17 protein-coding genes and 1 tRNA gene are annotated in these 22,048 nt (G+C 59.0%); 5 read left to right on the plus strand and 13 right to left on the minus strand.

The features are described 5' to 3' along the window. Nucleotides 1-6 precede the first annotated feature (6 nt). The 4 genes from pqqF to FRT59_RS13635 all read right to left on the minus strand — a co-directional run bounded on the left by pqqF (nt 7) and on the right by FRT59_RS13635 (nt 5,532). A complete protein-coding gene (gene pqqF / locus FRT59_RS13620) occupies nt 7-2,382 on the minus strand; it encodes a pyrroloquinoline quinone biosynthesis protein PqqF (RefSeq protein ID WP_153871429.1) in 2,376 nt (791 codons plus the stop codon). Between the two features lie 48 nt (nt 2,383-2,430). Next, nucleotides 2,431-3,225 carry a carbon-nitrogen hydrolase family protein gene (locus FRT59_RS13625; RefSeq protein ID WP_153871430.1) on the minus strand — a complete coding sequence of 265 codons (795 nt, stop codon included), beginning with the start codon at nt 3,223-3,225 and terminating at the stop codon, nt 2,431-2,433. 10 nt (nt 3,226-3,235) lie between these two features. Continuing rightward, complete coding sequence (locus FRT59_RS13630) at nt 3,236-4,918, minus strand: flavin monoamine oxidase family protein (RefSeq protein WP_034116684.1); 1,683 nt, start codon at nt 4,916-4,918, stop codon at nt 3,236-3,238. Between the two features lie 167 nt (nt 4,919-5,085). After that, complete coding sequence (locus FRT59_RS13635; protein WP_034116093.1) at nt 5,086-5,532, minus strand: Lrp/AsnC family transcriptional regulator; 447 nt, start codon at nt 5,530-5,532, stop codon at nt 5,086-5,088. A gap of 283 nt (nt 5,533-5,815) precedes the next feature. On the opposite strand from FRT59_RS13635, the gene FRT59_RS13640 reads away from it, so the two are divergent. Both FRT59_RS13640 and FRT59_RS13645 read left to right on the plus strand, forming a co-directional pair. After that, nucleotides 5,816-5,998: a type II toxin-antitoxin system HicA family toxin gene (locus FRT59_RS13640; RefSeq protein ID WP_153871431.1), complete on the plus strand. Its 183-nt coding sequence runs from the start codon at nt 5,816-5,818 to the stop codon at nt 5,996-5,998. A gap of 54 nt (nt 5,999-6,052) precedes the next feature. Then, the gene (locus tag FRT59_RS13645; RefSeq protein WP_153871432.1) at nt 6,053-6,454 is read left to right on the plus strand and encodes a type II toxin-antitoxin system HicB family antitoxin; all 402 of its coding nucleotides are present in this window, start codon (nt 6,053-6,055) and stop codon (nt 6,452-6,454) included. Nucleotides 6,455-6,501: 47 nt separating this feature from the next. Here the strand turns inward: FRT59_RS13645 and FRT59_RS13650 are convergent. The 5 genes from FRT59_RS13650 to rpsU all read right to left on the minus strand — a co-directional run bounded on the left by FRT59_RS13650 (nt 6,502) and on the right by rpsU (nt 15,005). After that, a tRNA-Ile gene (locus FRT59_RS13650) sits at nt 6,502-6,578 on the minus strand. 15 nt (nt 6,579-6,593) lie between these two features. Then, the gene (locus FRT59_RS13655; RefSeq protein ID WP_153871433.1) at nt 6,594-10,337 is read right to left on the minus strand and encodes a bifunctional diguanylate cyclase/phosphodiesterase; all 3,744 of its coding nucleotides are present in this window, start codon (nt 10,335-10,337) and stop codon (nt 6,594-6,596) included. A gap of 122 nt (nt 10,338-10,459) precedes the next feature. After that, nucleotides 10,460-12,310, minus strand: coding sequence for an RNA polymerase sigma factor RpoD (rpoD, locus tag FRT59_RS13660; protein WP_034116091.1), 1,851 nt, complete (start codon nt 12,308-12,310; stop codon nt 10,460-10,462). 67 nt (nt 12,311-12,377) lie between these two features. Beyond that, a complete protein-coding gene (gene dnaG / locus FRT59_RS13665) occupies nt 12,378-14,348 on the minus strand; it encodes a DNA primase (protein ID WP_034116090.1) in 1,971 nt (656 codons plus the stop codon). A 441-nt stretch (nt 14,349-14,789) separates the two neighbouring features. Beyond that, the gene (rpsU, locus tag FRT59_RS13670) at nt 14,790-15,005 is read right to left on the minus strand and encodes a 30S ribosomal protein S21 (protein ID WP_002551877.1); all 216 of its coding nucleotides are present in this window, start codon (nt 15,003-15,005) and stop codon (nt 14,790-14,792) included. Between the two features lie 203 nt (nt 15,006-15,208). Here rpsU and tsaD point away from each other — a divergent pair, with 203 nt between their 5' ends. Then, nucleotides 15,209-16,234, plus strand: coding sequence for a tRNA (adenosine(37)-N6)-threonylcarbamoyltransferase complex transferase subunit TsaD (tsaD, locus tag FRT59_RS13675; protein WP_153871434.1), 1,026 nt, complete (start codon nt 15,209-15,211; stop codon nt 16,232-16,234). A gap of 32 nt (nt 16,235-16,266) precedes the next feature. Here the strand turns inward: tsaD and plsY are convergent, their stop codons facing one another. Then, nucleotides 16,267-16,836 (minus strand): glycerol-3-phosphate 1-O-acyltransferase PlsY, encoded by a 570-nt coding sequence (gene plsY, locus FRT59_RS13680; protein ID WP_153871435.1) that lies wholly within the window; start codon nt 16,834-16,836, stop codon nt 16,267-16,269. 74 nt (nt 16,837-16,910) lie between these two features. Between plsY and folB the strand changes: the two genes are divergently transcribed. Beyond that, nucleotides 16,911-17,264 (plus strand): dihydroneopterin aldolase, encoded by a 354-nt coding sequence (gene folB, locus FRT59_RS13685; RefSeq protein ID WP_034116087.1) that lies wholly within the window; start codon nt 16,911-16,913, stop codon nt 17,262-17,264. Next, the gene (gene folK, locus FRT59_RS13690) at nt 17,255-17,773 is read left to right on the plus strand and encodes a 2-amino-4-hydroxy-6-hydroxymethyldihydropteridine diphosphokinase (protein WP_153871436.1); all 519 of its coding nucleotides are present in this window, start codon (nt 17,255-17,257) and stop codon (nt 17,771-17,773) included. The genes folB and folK overlap by 10 nt, the downstream gene beginning before the upstream one ends. A 53-nt stretch (nt 17,774-17,826) precedes the next feature. Here folK and FRT59_RS13695 read toward each other — a convergent pair whose 3' ends face one another. The 3 genes from FRT59_RS13695 to FRT59_RS13705 all read right to left on the minus strand — a co-directional run bounded on the left by FRT59_RS13695 (nt 17,827) and on the right by FRT59_RS13705 (nt 21,953). Then, the gene (locus FRT59_RS13695) at nt 17,827-19,056 is read right to left on the minus strand and encodes a multifunctional CCA addition/repair protein (protein WP_153871437.1); all 1,230 of its coding nucleotides are present in this window, start codon (nt 19,054-19,056) and stop codon (nt 17,827-17,829) included. Between the two features lie 63 nt (nt 19,057-19,119). Then, on the minus strand, nt 19,120-20,685 hold the full coding sequence (locus FRT59_RS13700) for a SpoVR family protein (protein ID WP_034116084.1): 1,566 nt from the start codon (nt 20,683-20,685) through the stop codon (nt 19,120-19,122). Then, nucleotides 20,682-21,953 (minus strand): YeaH/YhbH family protein, encoded by a 1,272-nt coding sequence (locus tag FRT59_RS13705; protein WP_153871438.1) that lies wholly within the window; start codon nt 21,951-21,953, stop codon nt 20,682-20,684. Before FRT59_RS13705 ends, FRT59_RS13700 begins: the two co-directional genes overlap by 4 nt. Nucleotides 21,954-22,048: the final 95 nt, after the last annotated feature.

Genomic DNA, 22,048 nt, shown 5'->3' on the forward strand with positions numbered 1-22,048 from the left:
CAATGATCATTGCGCCGCATACCAGTCATGGTTGCTGCACGGCCCGTTCGCCACGCAGCGCCAGCCGCCTGTAGCGTTATTGAGTTGTTCAGCGGCGTGCTGCAAATCCTCGCGTGTACGGCTTTGAATCAGCTGTTGAAGTTGATCCAGATAACCCGACGAATGACCCGCCAGTTGCGCTTGCCAAAGCAAGTCGGCGGCTTGGCTGATGGGTAGTGTCTCGGCCGCGAATTGCTGCGCCAGGGCCTGGTTGCCCAAGTCTGGGCTGCGCTCGATCAAGGACGGTAGTTGCCCCAGGAAGGCTTGCAGCTGCTCAGAGATCCCGTCCAGGGACATGCTGGGCGATTGCACGCCAAACAACAGGCCGGTTTGCCCGTTGATTTGTCGGATACCGCTGAACACGGCGTAGCCGATTTGCAGCTCGACTCGCAGGCGCTGATAGAACGGCCCCTGGAGCACATGCCCGAGCAATCGCCACGTGGCTTCATCGGCCAGGGATTGACTCGGAGCAGGACAAAAAAGCAGCAATGCAGCGTCGCTGGACTCGGTGTTGACCTCGTGCCAGAGATGCTGGCCGTTGAGAAGTCGAGGCGTGTACGGGATGTTTGCCGGTTGCCCTGGCAATCGGGCGGCTGCGAGTTTGATCGCCGCCTCACACGCGGCGGGCAAACCTGAACCCAGCCCTTGCCACTGCGCAGTGGCCCACGATGCATGGGTTTCTCGGGGCCCAGGGTGAACACCGTCACAGCAAACGGGCAACGCCTTGAGCAATTCCCGAATGGCGATCATCGGCACCGGTGCGGGTGGCGATAGTTGTTCATCGTCACCGCTCAGACAACGCGTCAGCGCTTCGAGCACGGCCGGCATCGGTGCGTGAAGGCCGTGCATTTTTACCAGCCAGTCATTGGCGATGGTTTCGCAAGACAACTCGATGCCCGCCTGGCGCGCATGTTCGCGCAACGGCTGCAGCGCGTGTTCGAGCCCGGAGGGGGCGGCAGCGTCAAACCGCCAGTGCAGGTACAACGCGCCTTCGTCGGTGTCGTCCGCCAACGCTTGGCTAAATGTCAGTGCAGACAGCTCCCGTCGACCCCGTAAGCGATCCTGGGCAAAGGTACGCAAGCCACGGTGGGCGCTGGTTTGGCCGCGTATCAGGCCGGCGCGTTCCTCTTTGGCCGGCGGACGCAGCAAGGGGTTGTTCGGCGGGAGCTGCCAGCTGTGCTCAGCGGCGGGCAGGCTCAGTGCATCGAGCATCGCCTTGAGGGCTGCGACGCCCTGTTCCGACAGGTCTTCGGCGTCGTTGCGAGCCAATGCCAGGGCGCCTTGGACCTGCTGTTGACGAGCATTGAGCAAGGCGAACTCTTCGCGTAACGCTGTCCAATCGCTGCGTGCGAAAAAACTCAGCCAGTCGTACAGCAGCGCTTCGATTTGCGTGGCCCGTTCGCGTTCGCTATCGAGGGTAAAGTCGATATCCAATACCGCCTGATCAGCGAAGTGATACAGCACGGATGCGTGCAGCGCGGTGGCCAGTTGCCGTGCTTTCAGTTCAGCGAGCAACCCGCCTGGCGCAGAGGCGTTAAGCCAGGTGCAGAGGAACGCCAGCGCTTCACGTGGGGCGTCACAGGTGATGACCTGATGCAGATGATGATTGGCAACGTGTTGATAGCTGTGTGCTGGGCCGTGCATCAAGGCGGGTGGGGCGGCTTGCGGATGCAGTGGCCCTGAGTTCAATTCGTCACTGAACTGCTGGGCCAAGGCTTGCAGTTCTGCCAACGGCTGTGGGCCGGCGAGGCTCAAGGTCATCTGCCCGCTTTGATAGAAATGCCCGTGGAACTCGCGCAAGGCTTGCTGAAAGGCGTCACTTTCAACCGGCAGGCTGTCGCGGTTGCCGGCATGAAAACCCCGCAGCGGATGATCCGCCGCCAACCCTTGCAGCAACGCCACTTGCTGTTGCGCCTTGGCATCCTGGGACCAGGCCACACATTCCGCGTCCAGCACTTCGCGTTCACGCCGTTGATCGTCGAGCGTCAGCCGTGGATGGGTCAGCATATCCGCCAACTGCGCCAGCCCATCTGCAAAGGCCGACACTGGCAGTTCAACGAAGAAGTCGGTGGTGCGTTCGCGGGTGCTGGCATTGACCTGCCCACCGTGACGCTGCACGTAAGCCATCAGCCCCTTGTCTGTCGGAAAACGCTCGGTACCGAGAAACAATAAATGCTCAAGAAAATGCGCCAGCCCCGGCCAGGCCAATGGCACGTCATGGCTGCCGGCAGCCACCTGTAAAACCGCGGCGCTACGTTTCAAGCGCGGCGCATGGCGCAGCGAAACCCGCAGCCCATTGGCCAGGGTCAGGTGAACGGGGTGAGGGTGAACCGGCGCAGGCATGGGCACTTCCGAGGCATGGGAAGCGCCTATGCTAGCAAACCCACCGGGTCAGGGCTTGTGCAGTGCGCCGTAAAGTTCGGGGCGACGGTCTTGCAGGTAGTGATTGGCGGCGCGGGCGTCGAGGATCGATTGACGCTCCAGCGTGCCGACGATCAATGCTTCATCCAGGCCGGCCTGGGCGAGCCGCTGGCCATCCGGCGCGGCAATGCTGCTTTGCCCGCAATAGTGAATATCGCCTTCATGCCCGCAGTAGTTGGCATAGGCCACGAAACATTGGTTCTCGAATGCGCGCGCACGCACGGTGACGTCGGCAACGAAGTCGAACGGCACCATATTGGCGGTAGGCACCAGGATCAGTTCGGCACCGGCCAGGGCCAGGCGCCGGGTGTTTTCCGGGAACTCCAAGTCGTAGCAAATCAGCAAGCCCAGCTTCCATCCGTTCAACTCCACCACGGGGAAATCATCCGGCCCGGCGCTGAACATCGAGTGATCGAGATCGCCAAACAGGTGGGTCTTGCGGTAGTTGCACAAGCGCTGGCCCTGGGCGTCGATCAACTGTACGGCGTTGTAGATCTGGCCATCCTCGGCCCGTTCCGGGTAACCGTACAGAATCGCCAGCCCGGCACTTTGCGCCAGTTCGGCAATCGCCTGTGCCGACGGCCCATCCTGAGCCTCGGCCAGCGCGCCAACGGCTTCGGCGCCAATGTTATAGCCGCTGAGGAACATCTCCGGCAGCACCAGCACATCGGCGCCGCACGCCTCATGGGCCAGTTGGTGCAGGCGCTTCAGGTTAGCGGCCACATCCAGCGGCAGCGGCGGGCATTGGTACAGGGCAATACGCATGCTCAACTCCTTACTCGGCGAGGGCGATTGGCCCGATTTCATCGAACACATCGCCCGGGCCCGGGTTCTCTGGGTGGGTGCTGCCACCGAAGTGGGTCATGATGCCCCATACCGCATTAAGCGAGGTTTGCACCGCGCCTTCCACCCAGGCTGGGGTCCAGGAAACATCATCGCCGGCGATAAAAATCCCACGTTGTTCGGCGGGCATGTCCTTCTGCATGAAGTGCGCATACATGCGCTGATTGTAACGATAGTGGCCGGGCAATGCGCCTTTGAAGGCCCCGAGGAAATGCGGGTCGGCTTCCCAGGATACGGTGATCGGGTCGCCGATGATGCGCGCCTTGATATCAACCTTCGGGTAGATCTTATTCAGCGCGTCGAGTGCCAGCTTGACTCGTTTATCGATAGGCTGGGGCAGCATTTTCAGTGCATCGCTCATCCACGAGTAGGACAGGCAGATCACGCCCGGCTTGTCGTCACCGTTATCGAACAGATAGGTGCCGCGGGTCAGGCGGTCGGTGAGGGTCATGCTCATCAGGTCGCGGCCGGTTTCCGGGTCTTTGTCTTTCCAGAACGGGCGGTCAACCATCACGAAGGTCTTCGATGACTGCATGTAGCGCGTGCGGTCCAGGGCCATCCACATTTTTTGCGAGAACAGGGTTTCGTCGCATTCGATCTGGGTGGTCAGCAGCCAGCTTTGGCAAGTGGTCAGCACTGCGGCGTATTCACGGGTGTCGCCGTAGTTGTCGGTAACGGCGAAACGGCCATCGGCGGCGTGGGCAATGCGCTTGACGCCTGCCCGAGGTGCGCCTCTATGCAGTGAGCTGAGGCTGGTGCCCGCTGGCCAGTGGGCGCAACGCTCCGGCACGTGGCGCCAGATGCCCATGGGCACTTGTGCCACGCCGCCGACGATCAGGTGTTGATGGTCATCGCAGTTGGTCATCACCACGCGGAAGATTTCCAGCATGGAATTGGGGAAATCCGAGTCCCAGCCGCCAGTGCCGAAGCCGACCTGGCCAAACACCTCGCGATGATGGAATGACAGCTTGGCAAAGGCCTTGGAGGTGGCGACGAAGTCGTAGAAGGTACGGTCATCCCACAGCGGCACCAGCTTGTTCCACAGTTCCTTGAGGCGGGGCACATCGCGATCGCGGATCGCCTGCTGGATATCACCGAACTGCGAGCCGGCTTCCAGGGCATCGGCCCAGGCATCGGCCACTTCCTGGAACAGTGCAGGCAGGTCGGAGAGTTTCTGTGCGTAGTGGGTCTGGCCTTCCAGATCGATGACGGTACTGCCGGACGCCGGGGTCAGCGGGTTGGGGAAGGGTTTCGTTTCCAGGCCCAGCTTGTCCACGTAATGGTAGAACGCGGTGGACGACACCGGGAACCGCATGCCGCCCAGCTCGGCGATGATACCTTCGGCACCTTCAAAGGCCTGTGAGCGCAAACGGCCACCCATCTTCGAGGCTTCATACACCACCGGTTTGAGGCCCAGCTTCATCAACTCGTAGGCCGCAACCAGGCCTGCGATACCAGCCCCCACGATTGCCACTTCGGCGCCATGGTTGGCGGCGGGAATACTGCCCAGCCCGGCGGGGTGTTCGATCCAGTCATCAAAGGCAAACGGGAAATCCGGACCGAAGATGGTGATGGGTTTCTTACCGTCTGCTGGGTGGCGATTGGTCTTGCTGATGGTGCTGGACGGAATGCTCATGGCTGACCTTACTGACGGCTCGGCGGGATATGGCCCGTTGAGTATAGGAAAAGATGGCAGCCAGTTTAGGGAGCGTTACGCTCGTTAATAAGACGCAATGTGTCGTCGGATTGAACTGGTTTTGGTCAATATGACGAAGTTGGTGATCAAACTGGTTGGCCGCGATCCAGTTTGTTGCTGAGGATGATCGAGGTGGTGGTTTTCTCCACACCGTCGACACTGCCGATCTGGTCGAGCAATTGGTCCAACTGCTCCGGCGAATCGGTGCGCAGCCAAGCCACGTAATCGAATTCTCCACTCACCGCACACAACTGTTGCACCTGAGCCATGGCACTCAGCCTGCGCAGCACCTCTTTGCCCGAACGCGGTTGTACGGTAATCCCCACATAAGCCTGCAACCCCCCATCCGCAACGCGTTGGCCAAGCCGCACGCCATAACCGGTGATCACCTGGGTTTTCTCCAGGCGCGCCAGGCGCGACGTCACCGTAGTGCGCGCAATACCCAACTGCCTGGCGAGCATGGCCACGCTTTCGCGAGCGTTGAGCTGAAGGGCGGCGATCAGTTGGCGGTCGATTTCGTCTAGGGCGGGCAAGGGGGGCTCCAGTGCAGGGTGCAATCGGGAGATATGTTACAGGCTTGTGTTGGCGAGATGGCATACGCGGAGGGTGTTCAGCATGGCCCGCCACGGAACGTAAACGCTCCAATGCATAAAAACTGACAGAAGTTTGCTGGCGAGATGGTTTACCTCGTTGTCATCATATTTTTTCAGGGGCCCGTTCAGAGATTGGGCGGTCTTTTCATTGGTGAGTTTTGTGTGTGCAAAAAAGCGCGCTACCGATTGGTGGTGTGTAATATACACACTGCAAGGTGGGGCGATGAGAAGTAGAGAGGTGATTGATCTGCTGGTTGTGGATGGATGGTATGAGGTGGCGACAAAGGGAAGTCATCACCAGTTCAAACACCCTACAAAGCGAGGACGAGTGACCGTTCCTCATCCCAAGTCAGAGATTGCCAAAGGCACTTTGCACAGTATTTTTAAATCAGCAGGGCTTAAGTGATGAGCCTGACTGATGGTTTGAATGAGCCCTGCGGGCTTGTTCAGAGGAGGACTGATGAAATTTCCAGTGGTAGTACATAAAGATGCTGATTCGGACTACAGCGTAACGGTCCCTGATGTGCCCGGTTGCTTCTCGGCGGGTTCTTCGTTTTCCGAAGCGTTAGATAATGTCCGGGAGGCGCTGGCGCTGCACCTTGAGGGACTGGTTGCCGACGAGGAAAAACTTCCCCAGGCGCAAGAGGTTGATGCTCATCTCGAAAATCCGGACTACGCCGGTGGTGTCTGGGCGATCGTTGATTTTGATCTCACGCCTTACTTGGGTAGGTCGGTACGGTTCAATGCTTCTTTACCGGAGCAGCTTTTGCACCGGATTGACGAGCGCGTGCAAAAAGATCATCGCTACGCCTCGCGATCAGGTTTTTTGGCAACGGCGGCGCTGCGTGAGTTGTCTGCTTGAGTCAAATGCCAGATACACGAAAGCCGCGCAGTGCGCGGCTTTGAGTATGGTGGGCCCAGTAGGACTCGAACCTACGACCAAGGGATTATGAGTCCCCTGCTCTAACCAACTGAGCTATAGGCCCTCAGTAGGCCGCGGATTATAACGATGGTTTCTTCACTGTGCCATCCGAAAAATCCTCCAGCCTCGTACGAAGGAAGTTCGCGGCAAAAAGCGCAGGCGGCAGCGGCAGGCTGACGATGTAGCCTTGCATCTGTTCACAGCCTTCGGCGGCGAGGAAGGCCTGCTGTGCGGCGTTCTCTACGCCTTCGGCGATGATGGTGAATTGCATGCTGTGGCCGAGGGCGATGATGGCGCGCACGATGGCGACATCGTGCGGATCGTCGGGCAGGCCGCGGACGAAGGATTGGTCGATCTTGAGGAAGTCCAGGGGCAGGCGCTTGAGGTAGCTGAGGGACGAATAGCCGGTGCCGAAATCATCAATCGCCAGTTGTACACCCAGCCGCTTGAGTTGGTGCAGCACTTCCAGCGCTTCTTCGGCCTGGCTCATGATGAAGTTTTCGGTGATCTCCAGCTGTAGGCAACCGGGTTCGAGACGGTAGTCGCGCAGCAGCTGTTCGATGCGTGACAGCAGGTTGGGGTGACGCAATTGTGCGCCTGCGAGGTTGACCGACAGTGGTCCGAAAGCGTCGAAAGCTCCTTGCCAGGCGTGCAGTTGCCGGCAGGCCTGCTCCAGTACCCAGTCGCCAATCTGCAGGATCATGCCGTTCTCTTCGGCCAGGGCAATGAAGTGTTCGGGCGGGACATCGCCCAAGGTCGGGTGGTGCCAGCGGATCAAGGCTTCGGCGCCGATTAGCTCCTGAGTCACCAAATTGCGCTTGGGTTGGTAATACAGGCTCAATTCTTCACGTTCAATGGCGCGACGTAGTTCGTGCTCCAGTGCCACGCGCTCATTGGCCTGCGCCGTCAGGTCACGGGTATAGCTTTCGACACGGTTGCGGCCCTTGGCTTTGGAGCGATACATCGCAGCGTCGGCGTTTTTTACCAAAGTGGCGACGTCAGTGCCGTCCTGTGGATACAGGCTGGTGCCGATACTGGCGCTGATAAAGAACTCGTGCTCGCCGGCCTGGAATGGCGGCGTAAAACAGTCAAGCAGCTTATTCGCCAGGTGCTGGGCATCGCTGGCCTGCTGCAAGCCGGGGAGCAGGATGATGAACTCATCGCCGCCGAGGCGAGCGACGGTATCCACGTCCCGCAGTTGCTCCTTGAGGCGTACGGCGATGTCTTTGAGTAACAGGTCGCCGACCGGGTGGCCGAGGCTGTCGTTGATGTGTTTGAAGCGGTCCAGGTCGAGAAACAATACCGCACCCTGTTTGCCGCTTTCCTGCTGGCCGTTGAGGGCGGCCTGCAGCCGATTCTCAAACAGGGTGCGGTTGGGCAGGCCGGTCAACGGGTCGTGGTGGGCCTGGTAGTCCAGGCGTGCCTGGGCCAGCTTGAGGCTGGAGATATCGGCAAACACGGCAACGAAGTGCGTGATCAACTGGTCGCGGTTACGCACGGCGCTGATGGTCAACCAACTCGGATACACCTCGCCGTTCTTGCGCCGGTTGGAAATCTCACCTTGCCAGTGGCCGTGGGTCGTCAATTGGTGCCACATTGCCGCATAGAAAGCGCTGTCATGCAGGCCGGAGGCGAGCAGGCGTGGGGTATGGCCGAGGGCTTCGGTCTCGCTGTAGCCGGTAATCTCACTAAAGGCGCGATTGACGGCGCTGATGTTCTGTCGCGTGTCAGTGATCAACACGCCTTCAGCGGTGCTCTCGAATACGGTAGCGGCTTGCTGCAGTTTTTCCTGCATCAACTGGCGCTCGGTAATGTCCCGGGCGATGGTCAGCATGCAATCTTCGTCACCGATGGGCAGCGGGCGGCTGGACACTTCGCAGAGTCGAATCTGGCCGTCTGCGCGGCGGATATGGCAGATGAAGTCGCGGACAAAGCCGTCGCGTCGCATCAACTCCAACATGTGCTTGCGTTCGTTGAGGTCGACCCAGATGCCCAGGTCCAGGGTTGATTGGTCAAGGGACGTTGCGCTGGTGAAGCCGGTCAGGTGGCTGAAGCCTTCGTTCACCTCAACCAGCAGGCCATCACTTTGGCGGCTCAGCAGCAAGCCGTCGGGGGAGGCATGGAATGCCTTGGCAAACTTTTCTTCGGAGGTTTGCAATCGTTGTTGGGTTTCTTTGAGTTGGGTGATATCCCGTACCACAACCACCAGGGCTTCGGTGGTATCGAGTTGGAACGGCTCAGCCGAGATCAGCCCAGTAAACGCCTGACCATTGCTGCGCAGAAAGGGCATTTCCAGATTGCGAATACTGGTGGTCTGTACCCGTTGCAGCAAGTCCGGGCCAACGCCTTGAATGCCCCATATATTCAGCTCGGTGGCGGTTTTGCCCACGACGTCGTCGGCACTCAGGCCAATCTGGTCTTCGAATGCCTTGTTGACCTCCAGCAGGCAGCCATCGGACAGCCGGGCAATCACCAGGATGTCCGGGCATTGCTGGAACACTGAGGCAAACTTCTGCTCGGACAGTTGCAGGGCTTCTTCAGTGCGCTTGGCTTCGCTGATGTCGATCATCAGGCCGCGCAGCACCGGCTCATGGCCGTGTTCGATCAGGCTGACTATGTCGCGCACCCACAGGCAGCGGCCATCAGCCGTGATAACGCGGTAGTCGAGGCTATGATCGCGGTTGGCGCGGGTTTCTTGGTAGGAATACGCTTCGGCGCGGGTCAGGTCGGCGGGGTGAATGATATTGCGCCAGAAGCCGGGAATCAGCCAATGGGCGCGGGGATAGCCGAGCAGGTCTTCGGCATGGGGCGATACATAGCTGTAGGTGAAATCGCTGATGCTTGCTTCCCAGGCAATAGCAGACAAACTCTCCACCAAACCGCGATAGTGGTACTCGCTGCTCCGCAGTTCTTGCTCGAGTGCGACCCGGCGGGAAATTTCCGAGCTGAGCCGGCGATTGATCCGAATCACCACGGCCAGCACGGTACTGAGCAATAACACCGCTGGCAGGCCGTACATCAGCAAGTCAGCCCAGAGCGTGCGGTGATCGGTGAAGCTGCCGACCCAATGTTGCTGGATCGCATCGGTTTCGGTTGAACTGAGGTCGGCGAGGACTTTGTCCAGGATGCCCACCAGTATTTTTTCATCCCGTGGCACGCCCATCGCCAGTTGATAGCGGTAGGGCGTTTCACCGCTGACGTACAAACCATCGAGTTTGAGTTGGCGCAGGCTCCAGACGCTGGAGGCCAGGTCGCCGACTACCGCATCGACTTCATCGGTAGCCAGGGCTTGCAGGGTCGAGCTGACGTTGGGCATCGCCACCAGATTCAGGTCCGGATGGTGGGTGCGCAGCAATTCATGGGGTGCGTAGTTTTCCACCACGGCAACTTTCAGGCCGTACAAATCCTTGAGGTTGCGTGGTTTCGCGCCGCCTTCATGGGCAAGGATGACGATGGGAAAATCAAGATAAGGGCGTGTGAAGGCCAGGAAGCCTTGGCGCTCCGGGGTGGACATGATGCCGGGTAGCAGGTCGAGCTGATTGCTCCGGGCTTGTTCAAGCACAGCGGTCCAGTTGGCCGGCTCGATCAGCTTGATCGTGACGCCAAGGCGGTCCTGGATCAGGCGTACATAGTCGGCAGCCAGGCCCTGATAACGGCCATTTTCATCGCGGTATTCGAAGGGTGGCCAAGACGCGTCCACACCCAGGCGCAGCTCCTGATGGTCCGCCAACCAGCTACGCTCATCATCCGTAAGAGTCAACGCGCCAGCCGTTGCGGTCCAGGTCAGCAGCGACAGTAGTATCACGGTCGGCAATCTGGGCATAACGGTCTCGTTATGGCACGGGGAATGTTTCGAGTGTAGACGGGCATTTCGGGAGAGGGGGCGTTGCGAGGAGTTTTATCTATGCAAAACAAAACCCCCGGCCTGGGCCGGGGGTTCTGGTATCACTCGTCGAGGAAGGAGCGCAGATGCTCGCTTCGCGTCGGGTGGCGCAACTTGCGCAGCGCCTTGGCTTCGATCTGACGGATCCGCTCGCGGGTCACGTCAAACTGCTTACCGACTTCCTCAAGGGTGTGGTCGGTATTCATGTCGATGCCAAAACGCATGCGCAGTACCTTGGCTTCACGGGCAGTGAGGCCGGACAGTACGTCGCGAGTCGCTTCCTTGAGGCTCTCAACAGTGGCGACATCGATGGGCGACTGCATAGTCGAGTCTTCGATGAAGTCACCCAGATGGGAGTCTTCGTCATCACCAATCGGCGTTTCCATGGAGATCGGCTCTTTAGCGATCTTCAATACCTTGCGGATTTTATCCTCAGGCATTTCCATGCGTTCGCCCAGCTCTTCCGGGGTCGGTTCGCGACCCATTTCCTGCAACATCTGCCGGGAAATGCGGTTGAGCTTGTTGATGGTCTCGATCATGTGCACCGGGATACGGATGGTGCGGGCCTGGTCGGCAATCGAGCGAGTGATCGCCTGACGGATCCACCAGGTGGCATAAGTCGAGAACTTGTAGCCGCGACGGTATTCGAACTTGTCCACAGCCTTCATCAAGCCGATGTTGCCTTCCTGGATCAGGTCGAGGAACTGCAGGCCACGGTTGGTGTACTTCTTGGCAATGGAGATCACCAGACGCAAGTTCGCTTCAACCATCTCTTTCTTCGCGCGGCGGGCCTTGGCCTCACCGATCGACATGCGACGGTTGATGTCCTTGATCTCGGCAATCGTCAGACCGGTTTCGGTCTGCAATGCAGTCAGCTTCTGCTGGCAACGGACAATGTCCGGCTGCAGGCGACCAATGGCTTCGGCGTACTTCGCCTTGCCCTTGGCCAGTGCGTCGGTCCAGCTTTCGTCAACTTCATTGCCCGGGAACTGGCGCAGGAAGTCAGTACGCGGCATACGCGCATCACGCACACAGAGCTGCATGATTGCACGCTCTTGAGCACGCAGACGCTCAAGGGCACTGCGAACGCGCTCAACCAGGCCTTCGAATTGCTTCGGCACCAGCTTGATTGGCATGAACAGCTCAGCCAGGGCCACCAGCTCGGCAATTGCCAGCTTGTTGCCACGACCGTGCTTCTTCAAGGCCTTGCGGGTGATTTCCATTTGATCGGAAACCGCACCGAAACGCTGGGCCGCAACAATTGGGTCCGGGCCGCTTTCGACTTCATCTTCGTCGTCGGTGCTGGCTTCAGCCTCGTCGTCGTCGGTGTCGTCATCCGCTTTCGCGGCCTTCGCATCGACTGGCGGCGGTATTTCGGCAGCGGGCGGCGCAATGCCGTCGTCCGGGTCGATATAACCGCTCAGGACGTCGGACAGGCGGCCACCTTCGGTGGTGACGCGGGTGTACTCGGAGAGAATGTGGTCAACCGTGCCAGGGAAGTGCGCGATTGCGCCCATCACTTCACGGATACCCTCTTCAATACGCTTGGCGATTTCAATTTCGCCTTCGCGTGTCAGCAACTCGACGGTACCCATTTCACGCATATACATGCGCACAGGGTCAGTCGTGCGACCGATGTCGGTCTCCACCGCGGCCAACGCTGCAGCGGCTTCTTCAGCGGCTGCCTCGTCGGTATCGGCGTCGGCCAACATAAGGGCATCCGCATCCGGAGCACTCTCGTGTACGGGGATCCCCATGTCATTAATCATGCGGATGATGTCTTCCACCTGCTCTGGATCTGAAATATCCTCAGGCAGGTGATCGTTGACCTCTGCGTAAGTCAGATACTTCTGCTCACGACCAAGGGTGATCAACTCTTTGATACGAGACTGCTGTTGCGCTTTTCCGGACATAACACCCTATCCACTGAAGGTCTTGGCGGGCAAAAAACAAGCCGAGGATTATACCCGAGCTATGACCTCACACGCCAGCTGAGGTCGGGTTTGATGCGGAAACATTCTGTTTTAAGAGGTCACGCATCTGTTTTGCTATCTGAATTTGCTCTTCAGCCGATAATCCCGGCTGCCTTGCTCTCTTGATAAGTTCATCGAGGGTCTGTGTGTGCTGACCCGCGGATAACCTATTAATGGTGTCTAAAAACTGTTGTTCAAGGTTATCGCCGTCAATTAGCCACTCCTTTTCCGCAAGGGCTTTCAATAACCGCCCCTGTTCCGTGCCATGCCAACGAGCCATGAGCTGAATTGAGTTTAGCTTAGGATTTTTCTGCACCGCCTCGATCAGGGCAATCAGCACCTGTGCATAGGTATTGCTCTCATTGGCAAAATGGTCAGCGCTTTCAACTTTGCCGGCCAGTTGCGGGTGGTGAATCAAGGTGCGCAACGCAATCAGTGTCGGCGCTTCTACTGCCACGGGCGTGCGCGGGGCATAGGCTTCATCGCGATCACCGCGCTTGCCGTTCTTGCTCCAGGGCTTCTTATCCCATTTCTTGCCGCCAGCACCGGATTTCTTCGGTGTCCACTCCTGCTGGGGCGCAAAGGCCTCCTGGGGTTGGTGGAAGTCGGCATAGTCCGGCATGGCGTCGTAATCCATGCCGGGGTCGTAGGCTGGTGGTGCATCCTGCGGTGCGCTGTGCACCAGCTGGCTCACAGCTTCGCCGCTCAAGCCGGTGATCTCCAGCAAGCGCTGGCGCATCAGGGTGCGCAAGTTGGCACCCGGGACCTTGTCGATCAGCGGCGCTGCGAGGGTGGCCATATGGGCCTTGCCTTCGAGCGAGCGCGGGTCGGCTTCTTCGGTCAGTTGCTGGAAAAAATAATCTGCCAGCGGTTGCGCATGTTGATTGATGCGCGCACGAAACGCGTCGGTGCCTTCCGAGCGGACCAGCGTGTCCGGGTCTTCGCCTTCGGGCAGGAACAGGAAGCGTGCGCGGCGCCCGTCCTGCAGGCTCGAGAGCGTGGCCTCGAGCGCGCGCCAGGCAGCGTTGCGGCCAGCCTGGTCGCCGTCGAAGCAAAACAGCACGCTGGGCACGACGCGAAACAGGCGTTTCAAGTGTTCTTCGCTGGTGGCGGTGCCGAGTGTGGCGACTGCATTACGCAGGCCTTGCTGGGCCAGGGCGATGACGTCCATATAGCCTTCAACCACGATAATCTCATCGAGGTTGCGGTTGTTCTTGCGTGCTTCGAACAGGCCGTAGAGTTCTTGGCCCTTGTGGAACACCGGTGTTTCCGGGGAATTCAGGTACTTGGGCTTGTCGTCCCCGAGTACGCGGCCGCCAAAGGCGATGATGCGACCACGGCTGTCGCGGATCGGGAACATTACGCGGTCGCGGAAGCGGTCATAGCGCTTGCCGGTTTCGGCGTTCTCCACCAGCAGGCCGGCATCGATCATGGCTTTTTGCTGGAGGGTATCGCTGCTCAGGTGCTTGTACAGATTGTCCCAGCCGGGCGGGGCGAATCCGAGGCCGAAGTCGCGGGCGATTTCGCCGGTCAGGCCGCGGCCCTTGAGGTAATCGACAGCGGCCTTGCGCTGCGGATGGCTCTTGAGTGACTGGCGGTAAAAATCGGCAGCGGCGGTCAGCAGCGGATACAGCGGCGAATCGGTGGGTTGCCTGGGTTTGTGTGGGCGGCCGCTTTCTTCGCGAGGAATTTCCATGCCCGCAGCTTTTGCCAGGTCCTCGACGGCCTGGGGGAAATCCAGGTTGTCGTGGTCCATCAGGAAGCCGAGGGCGTTACCGCCGGCGCCGCAACCGAAGCAGTAGTAGAACTGTTTGTCGGGGCTGACGCTGAAGGATGGGGTTTTTTCTTTATGGAACGGGCAGCAGGCGGTGTAGTTTTTGCCGGCTTTTTTCAGTTGTACGCGTGAGCTGACAACATCGACGATGTCGGTGCGGTTCAGAAGGTCGTCAATAAAGCTCTGGGGAATCAGCCCGGCCATGGCGTTCTCGTCATCACTGCGTGTAAATGAGGGCCCGTGAAGTGTTCAAGCGCACGCACTAGTGCCCGATCATCATCGTTTGCATGGGGTGTCAGGAAGTGTATCTGCCGAACGTTCACTGACGGTAGTTTCTGATCAGTCGTCGGCATGGACATGTTGCCCGGGCGTCCGGTGTTGGCCAATGGAGGCCTCGGAAGCGCATCGATGGGCACAGCCGATACAGTTGATCGTCTGCTTGAAGAATAGGTGTGCTCGTCAGTAGCCTTGTTAGGCTCGTCAGAAGAGACGTGCACCGCTGGCAAAAGAGCCAGCCCTGACGTGTGAAGCGGTGTCTCGGTCGCATGTGCGGCGTCGACGGTGAAGCATCAAGCGATATCCGCAAATGCCAACAGCCCGGCTGAGGGCCGGGCTTGGCAGAAGCTTGCTACGAGCGTCTGTGTATTAGTACAGACGAACGGCGCGGCGCTGTTCGCGCTGAACTTTCTTGGCGTGACGCTTAACAGCGGCTGCTGCTTTACGCTTACGCTCAGAAGTTGGCTTCTCATAAAATTCGCGGCTACGAACTTCAGCCAGAACACCGGCTTTTTCGCAGGAGCGCTTGAAACGACGCAGAGCTACGTCGAAGGGTTCGTTCTCTTTTACTTTGACGGCTGGCATCCAGAGCTACCTTCTTTCATTACCGGGAATCAACGTTCTCGTCGCAAAAAATTCGCGGCTGAGGTCGTCGGTTTTTAAGGGTTGCGGATGTTAACCCCTCATTGCCCGGAATGCAAAGCCTCTGATCGAAAACCGCTAGTCGGGAGGGGGAGCGGGGACTATTATGCGCGCCTTCGAATTCAGCCTCTACAAGGCGCAAACCCATGCTAGTACTGGGACTTGAAACCTCCTGCGACGAAACCGGTGTCGCACTCTACGACAGTGAACGCGGGCTTTTGGCCGATGCACTGTTCAGTCAGATCGACCTGCACCGCGCTTATGGTGGCGTGGTGCCGGAGCTTGCCAGCCGCGATCACGTCAAGCGCATGCTGCCGTTGATTCGCCAGGTGCTGGATGAGGCCGGCTGTGTACCGACCGAGATCGATGCCATCGCTTACACCGCAGGCCCGGGATTGGTCGGAGCCCTGCTGGTTGGGGCCTCTTGCGCCCAGGCGCTGGCTTTCGCCTGGGGTATTCCTGCCCTTGGTGTGCACCATATGGAAGGCCATTTACTGGCCCCCATGCTGGAAAAAACACCACCCGAGTTCCCGTTCGTCGCTTTGTTGGTTTCGGGTGGCCATACGCAGCTGGTCCAGGTCGATGGCATCGGCAAATACACGTTATTAGGCGAGTCCCTCGACGACGCCGCCGGCGAAGCATTCGACAAAACCGCGAAGATGATGGGGCTTAACTATCCTGGTGGTCCGGAAATCGCCCGACTTGCTGAGAAAGGCGTGGCCGGTCGCTACATTTTCCCTCGCCCGATGTGTGATCGTCCTGGCCTGATGTTCAGTTTCAGCGGGTTGAAAACCTCCGCGTTGAACACCTGGCAGCAAAGCGTCAGCGCCGGGGACGACGGTCAGCAAGCCCGTTGCGACATCGCACTGGCATTCCAGCAGGCCGTGGTAGAGACTTTGACCATCAAGTGCAAGCGCGCCCTGAAACAGGCGGGCATGAAGCGTCTGGTAATCGCAGGCGGCGTCAGCGCCAACAAGGCCTTGCGCAGTTCGCTGGAAAAAATGCTCGGCGACATGAATGGCAATGTGTTCTACGCCCGCCCGGAGTTCTGCACCGACAACGGCGCGATGATCGCCTATGCAGGTTGCCAGCGCTTGCAGGCCGGGCAACACGAAAGCCTGGCGATCAGCGTGCAGGCGCGCTGGCCGATGGAGCAACTGCCGCCGTTGTAGGGCTCAACGTGAGCCTGGTTCATCTGGGGTATTTAAAAATGCCGTTCGCGCCCGGCAAACAGGTCGCGTAGATTGCCGCGGTGGCGCCAGACGATCAGCAGGGTGAGCACGCTCATTGGCACCAACGCTTGCGGTGCCTGCCAGGCCAGCAGCGGTAGGGTCAGTGGAGTGGCAATCAGCGCGGCCAGTGAGCTGGTGCGAGTCAGGTAGAACGTCAGCAGCCAGGCGAGCAGGGCCAGTAAAGCCGCCGGTGGGTAGATTCCCAGCAGCATCCCGGCCGCCGTGGCAACACCCTTGCCCCCGCGAAAGCGGAAGTACAACGGAAACAGATGGCCCAGGACGGCGCATACGCCAACCCAGGCCTGCTGTTGCAAGTTAAGGCCGACGAGGCTGGCGATCAGCACGGGCAGCAGGCCCTTGCATACGTCGCCCAGCAGGGTCAGGACGGCGAGTTTCTTGCCGGCCAGGCGCAACATATTGGTGGCGCCGGCATTGCCTGAGCCACTCATTCGCGGATCGGGATTTCCCGTCAGGCGGCTGAGCAAAATGGCGAAGGACAGCGAGCCGAGCAGGTAGGCGAGAATCGCCAGTGACCAAAACATGCTAACTATTCCGGGCGAGGACGCCCTGATTCTAACGGGGCATCGCGCCCTTGTCGTGCTGCGGAGAAGAGTACTTGGACAGAGTGTTTATCGAAGGCCTGGAAGTCGACACCGTGATCGGGGCCTACGACTGGGAGCGCGGAATCCGGCAATGTCTGCGCCTGGACTTGAGTTTTGCCTGGGATAATCGTCCAGCCGCTGCCGGTGATGACCTGACCCTGGCGCTGGATTACGCCAGCGTGTCTGCACGTATCCAGGCTTTTGCCGAGCAGTCCCAGTATCAATTGGTGGAAACCTTTGCCGAGCGCTTGGCCGAAGTGCTGATGAGTGAATTCCAGATTCCCTGGCTGCACCTCAAGTTGACCAAGCCAGGCGCGGTGCCGGCTGCCAGGGGCGTGGGTGTGGAGATCGAGCGCGGATGTCGTTGACTCAGATTTACCTTGGGCTTGGCAGCAATATCGAGCGCGAGCGCCGTCTATGCGGCGGTCTGGATGCACTAGCGAGTTTCTTGAAGGATATGCGCTGTTCGGCCGTGTTCGAAAGCCAGCCGGTGGGGATCAAGAGCGGGCCGTTTTTCAACCTGGTGGTATCGGCCTACACTGACCTGCCGTTGATGGAGCTGGATCGCCGACTCAAATCCATTGAAGCCGATAACGGCCGCTACGCGCCGGACCGCAAAGGGTTGCCGCTGGATATCGATGTGCTGCTGTACGGCGATTGGGTCGGTGACTTTGATGGTCTGGTGTTGCCGCGTGCAGAGATCCTGAAAAACGCGTTTGTGTTGTGGCCGCTGTCGTTGATGGCACCGGATCGTGTGCACCCCGAGGCGGGCAAGACAATGGCCGAGTTGTGGCGTGATGCGCAGATCGATCAGGTACTGGAGCCTGTCCGCTTCGAATGGCAGGGTCAACAGCTCACGCCCGATGTCCTTCTATAGGCACGAGCTTGTTGTGGCGAGGGAGCTTGCTCCCTCGCCACAAAGGCCATCTCCTACGTTGAGGTGTGTTCCTTGTAGGCTTTCAACGCTTTGAGCCGTTCGCGCTTGAGCGCTTCGCCCAGCTCCGGGCCTTTGAAACCTTTCTCCAGCAGTGGCGCCACTGCGACCGTGCGGGCCACCGTTGCCGCGCCGCGCAAATAATCCGCCTGTGGATAACTGCGCAGCTCAAAACCCTTGCGGCCGCGGGCGTCCATTTCGCAGGCCGCTACAAACTCTTCGAAACGCTGCGGCCGGCGATACACATCAAAACTCTGCAGTAACTCCAGCAATGTCGAGGCTTTGAGCTCGAGTGCACGGTGACCATGGGTGTGATACTGGCCCACCAACATTGCCAGTTCCTGACAATCCTTCGGGACCTTGAAGCGCTCATTCACCGCCTTGATCAGCTTTAAACCTCGGTGTTCATGGGCAATGTGCTGCGGCAACTTATCCACAGGTGTCAGGCCTTTGCCCAGATCGTGCAGCAAGCAGGCCCAGCGCACGGTCAGCGGTTGGTTGTGCAAGGCAGCTTGTTCCAGCACGCTCAAGGTGTGCACACCGGTATCGATTTCCGGGTGATGGGCCGCGGGTTGCGGCACGCCGAACAGTGCATCTACCTCCGGCATCAGGGTTTTCAGTGCATCGCAGTCGCGCAGCACTTGGATAAATACCTGGGGCTGATCTTCCATCAGCGCTCGTGAGATTTCTTTCCAGCTGCGTTCGGGGGTGAGGGCCTCCAGTTCGCCGGACTCACTGAGTTGGCGCATCAATTCCAGTGTTTCAGGTGCAACCGTGAAACCCAGGTGCGCATAACGTGCGGCAAAGCGGGCAACACGCAGTACACGGAGGGGATCCTCGGCGAACGCGGGGGAAACGTGACGCAAGATACGCGCTTGAAGATCGCGTTGGCCGTGGTAAGGATCGGTCAGGTTACCATCGTCGTCTTCTGCCATGGCATTGATGGTCAGGTCGCGACGGATCAGGTCTTCTCCCAGGGTGACGTCGGGGCTCGCGTGAAACACAAAGCCGCCGTAGCCCCGGCCGCTCTTGCGTTCGGTGCGGGCGAGGGCGTATTCATCACCATTTTTCGGGTCGAGAAATACCGGGAAATCAGCCCCTACCGGCTTATAACCTTTGGCGAGCATCTCTTCAGTGGTTGCGCCGACGACGACGCGGTCGATATCGGTGACCTTGATGCCCAGAAGGCGATCACGCACGGCGCCGCCGACTTTGTAGATTTTCATGAAAAAGCCTCCATTAGCGCCACAGGATAACGCCTGTACTGCGCCAATGGAGGCTTTGCTGTTTCAGAGATGAACGACGGCCAGGTCCAGGCGGCCGTAGTCGCTATCGTTATGATCAGTGCGCGGTGGCACATGGTGGGTTTTCATCACCTGATCGCCCTGCAGGGTTTCCAGGTGGATGTCGAAACCCCACAGCCGGTGCAGGTGCTTGAGCACTTCCTCGGTGGATTCGCCCAAGGGTTTGCGGTCGTGTTGCTGGTGACGCAGGGTCAGCGAGCGGTCACCGCGCACATCGATGCTGTAGATCTGCACGTTAGGCTCGCGATTGCCCAGGTTGTACTGGGCGGCCAGGGTTTCGCGAATGATCCGGTAGCCAGGTTCGTCGTGAATGGCCGGGACCACCAGGTCGTCTTTCAGGTCGTCATCCAGGATGCTGAACAGCTTGAGGTCGCGAATTACCTGGGGCGACAGGTACTGCAGGATAAAACTCTCATCCTTGAAGCTGCTCATGGCGAACTTGATGGTCGATAACCAGTCGCTGCCAGCGATTTCCGGGAACCAGCGGCGATCCTCCTCCGTGGGGTGCTCGCACATACGGCGGATATCGCGGTACATCGCAAAGCCCAGGGCATAGGGGTTGATGCCGTTGTAATAGGGGCTGTCGAAGCCGGGCTGGAATACCACGCTGGTGTGCGAGGTAAGGAACTCCATCATGAAGCCGTCAGTGACCAGGCCTTCGTCGTACAGATCGTTCATCAGGGTGTAATGCCAGAATGTTGCCCAGCCTTCGTTCATCACCTGGGTCTGGCGCTGAGGGTAAAAGTATTGGGCGATCTTGCGCACGATGCGCACGATTTCCCGTTGCCAAGGCTCCAGCAGTGGTGCGTGTTTTTCCAGGAAATACAGGATGTTTTCCTGGGGTTCGGCGGGGAAGCGTGCATTGTCCTTGTCGTTGTTTTTGCCGGCGCGCTTTGGAATGGTGCGCCACAGGTCGTTGATCTGTTTCTGCAGGTGCTCCTCGCGCTCCTTCTGGCGCAGGCGCTCTTCCTCAGCCGAAATCGGATAGGGGCGCTTGTAGCGGTCGACCCCGTAATTCATCAGGGCATGGCAGGAGTCCAGCAGGTCTTCCACTGCATCGATGCCGTGGCGCTCTTCACATTGCATGATGTACTGCTTGGCGAACACCAGGTAGTCGATGATGGAACTGGCGTCGGTCCAGGTGCGAAACAGGTAGTTACCCTTGAAGAAACTGTTATGCCCATAGCAGGCATGGGCCACCACCAGCGCCTGCATGCAGATGGTGTTTTCTTCCATCAGGTAGGCGATGCACGGGTCGGAGTTGATCACGATCTCGTAGGCCAGGCCCATCTGGCCTCGAGTGTAGGACTTCTCGGTGCTGAGAAAGTGTTTGCCATAGGACCAATGGTGGTAGCCCAGTGGCATGCCCACTGAGGCATAGGCATCCATCATTTGTTCGGCGGTGATCACTTCAATCTGATTGGGGTAAGTGTCCAGGGCATAACCTGCCGCGATACGGCTGATTTCCCGGTCATAGGCCTGGATCAGTTCAAAGGTCCACTCGGAACCGGTGGAAATGGGTTGACGCTTGTTCTCTTTTTTGGCGGTCATGTCACTAACCTGCGCTGGAAGAGTTCACGGAAGACCGGGTAGATATCGCCGGCCGAGACCAGTTGCTGCTGGGCGAACGTATCGGCAAAGGCTTCTCCGATGCGTTCGTATTCGAACCACAGGGCCTGATGCTCACGAGGGGTAATTTCGACGTAGGTGTAGTACTGCACGAAGGGCATGATCTGGTTAATCAAGATGTCGCGGCAGATCGGCGAGTCGTCGTTCCAGTTATCGCCGTCGGAAGCTTGGGCGGCGTAGATATTCCAGTCGTTGGCGGGGTAGCGCTCGGCCATGATCTCCTGCATCAGCTTCAATGCGCTGGAAACGATGGTGCCGCCGGTTTCCCGCGAGTAGAAGAACTCTTCTTCGTCCACTTCCCGAGCGCTGGTGTGGTGGCGGATGAAGACGACGTCGATTTTGTCGTAGTTCCGTTTCAGGAACAGGTACAGCAGGATGAAAAAGCGCTTGGCGATGTCCTTGGTGGCCTGCGTCATGGAGCCGGATACGTCCATCAAGCAGAACATGACGGCCTTGGAACTGGGGTTGGGTTGTTTGACGAGCAGGTTGTATTTCAGGTCAAAGGTATCGAGGAACGGCACACGGTGAATGCGCGCGCTGAGTTTCTCTATTTCTGCTTCTGTTTCCTGGATATCGCCGAAGTTATCCGGTTCCTCACGCTTCAAGCGTGCCAACTCTTCTTTTGCCTGCTTTAGTTTGGCGCGGCTGCTGCCAGAGAGGGCGATGCGCCGTGCATGGGCTGAGCGCAAGGTGCGGATGATGTTGATGCGCGAAGGGTTGCCCTCGTTGCTGATGCCGGCGCGAACGGTCTTGAACGTATCGGTACCGGTCAGGTTGCGCTTGACCAGGTTGGGCAGTTCCAGGTCTTCGAACATGAACTCCAGGAATTCTTCCTGGGTGATCTGGAACACGAATTCATCCATGCCTTCACCGGAGTTGCCGGCCTTACCCGGGCCTTTACCGCCACCGCCACCTTGTGGGCGCTGGATGTGTTCGCCGGTGGTGAACTCCTTGTTGCCGGGGTGCACGACGGTCTGTTTGCCGCCGCGGCCGTGATGCAGCACCGGTTCGTCAATGTCCCGGCCCGGGATACTGATTTGTTCGCCATGCTCCATGTCGGTGATGGAGCGGCGGCTGACGGCCTCTTCGACGGCCTTTTTGATGTGGTCACGGTAACGCCGCAGGAAACGCTGGCGGTTTACCGTGCTTTTGTTCTTGCCATTGAGGCGTCGGTCGATCACATAGCTCATAGGGAGCCCTCCGGGCAGCTTCACGTTACAAGCTTCAAGCCGCGAGCTGGAAGCTTAGAGACAAGCGGTCAACTGCCAGGCGAGATGCCTGGCAG

This window comes from Pseudomonas haemolytica, from assembly GCF_009659625.1.
Taxonomy (GTDB): Bacteria; Pseudomonadota; Gammaproteobacteria; order Pseudomonadales; family Pseudomonadaceae; genus Aquipseudomonas; species Aquipseudomonas haemolytica.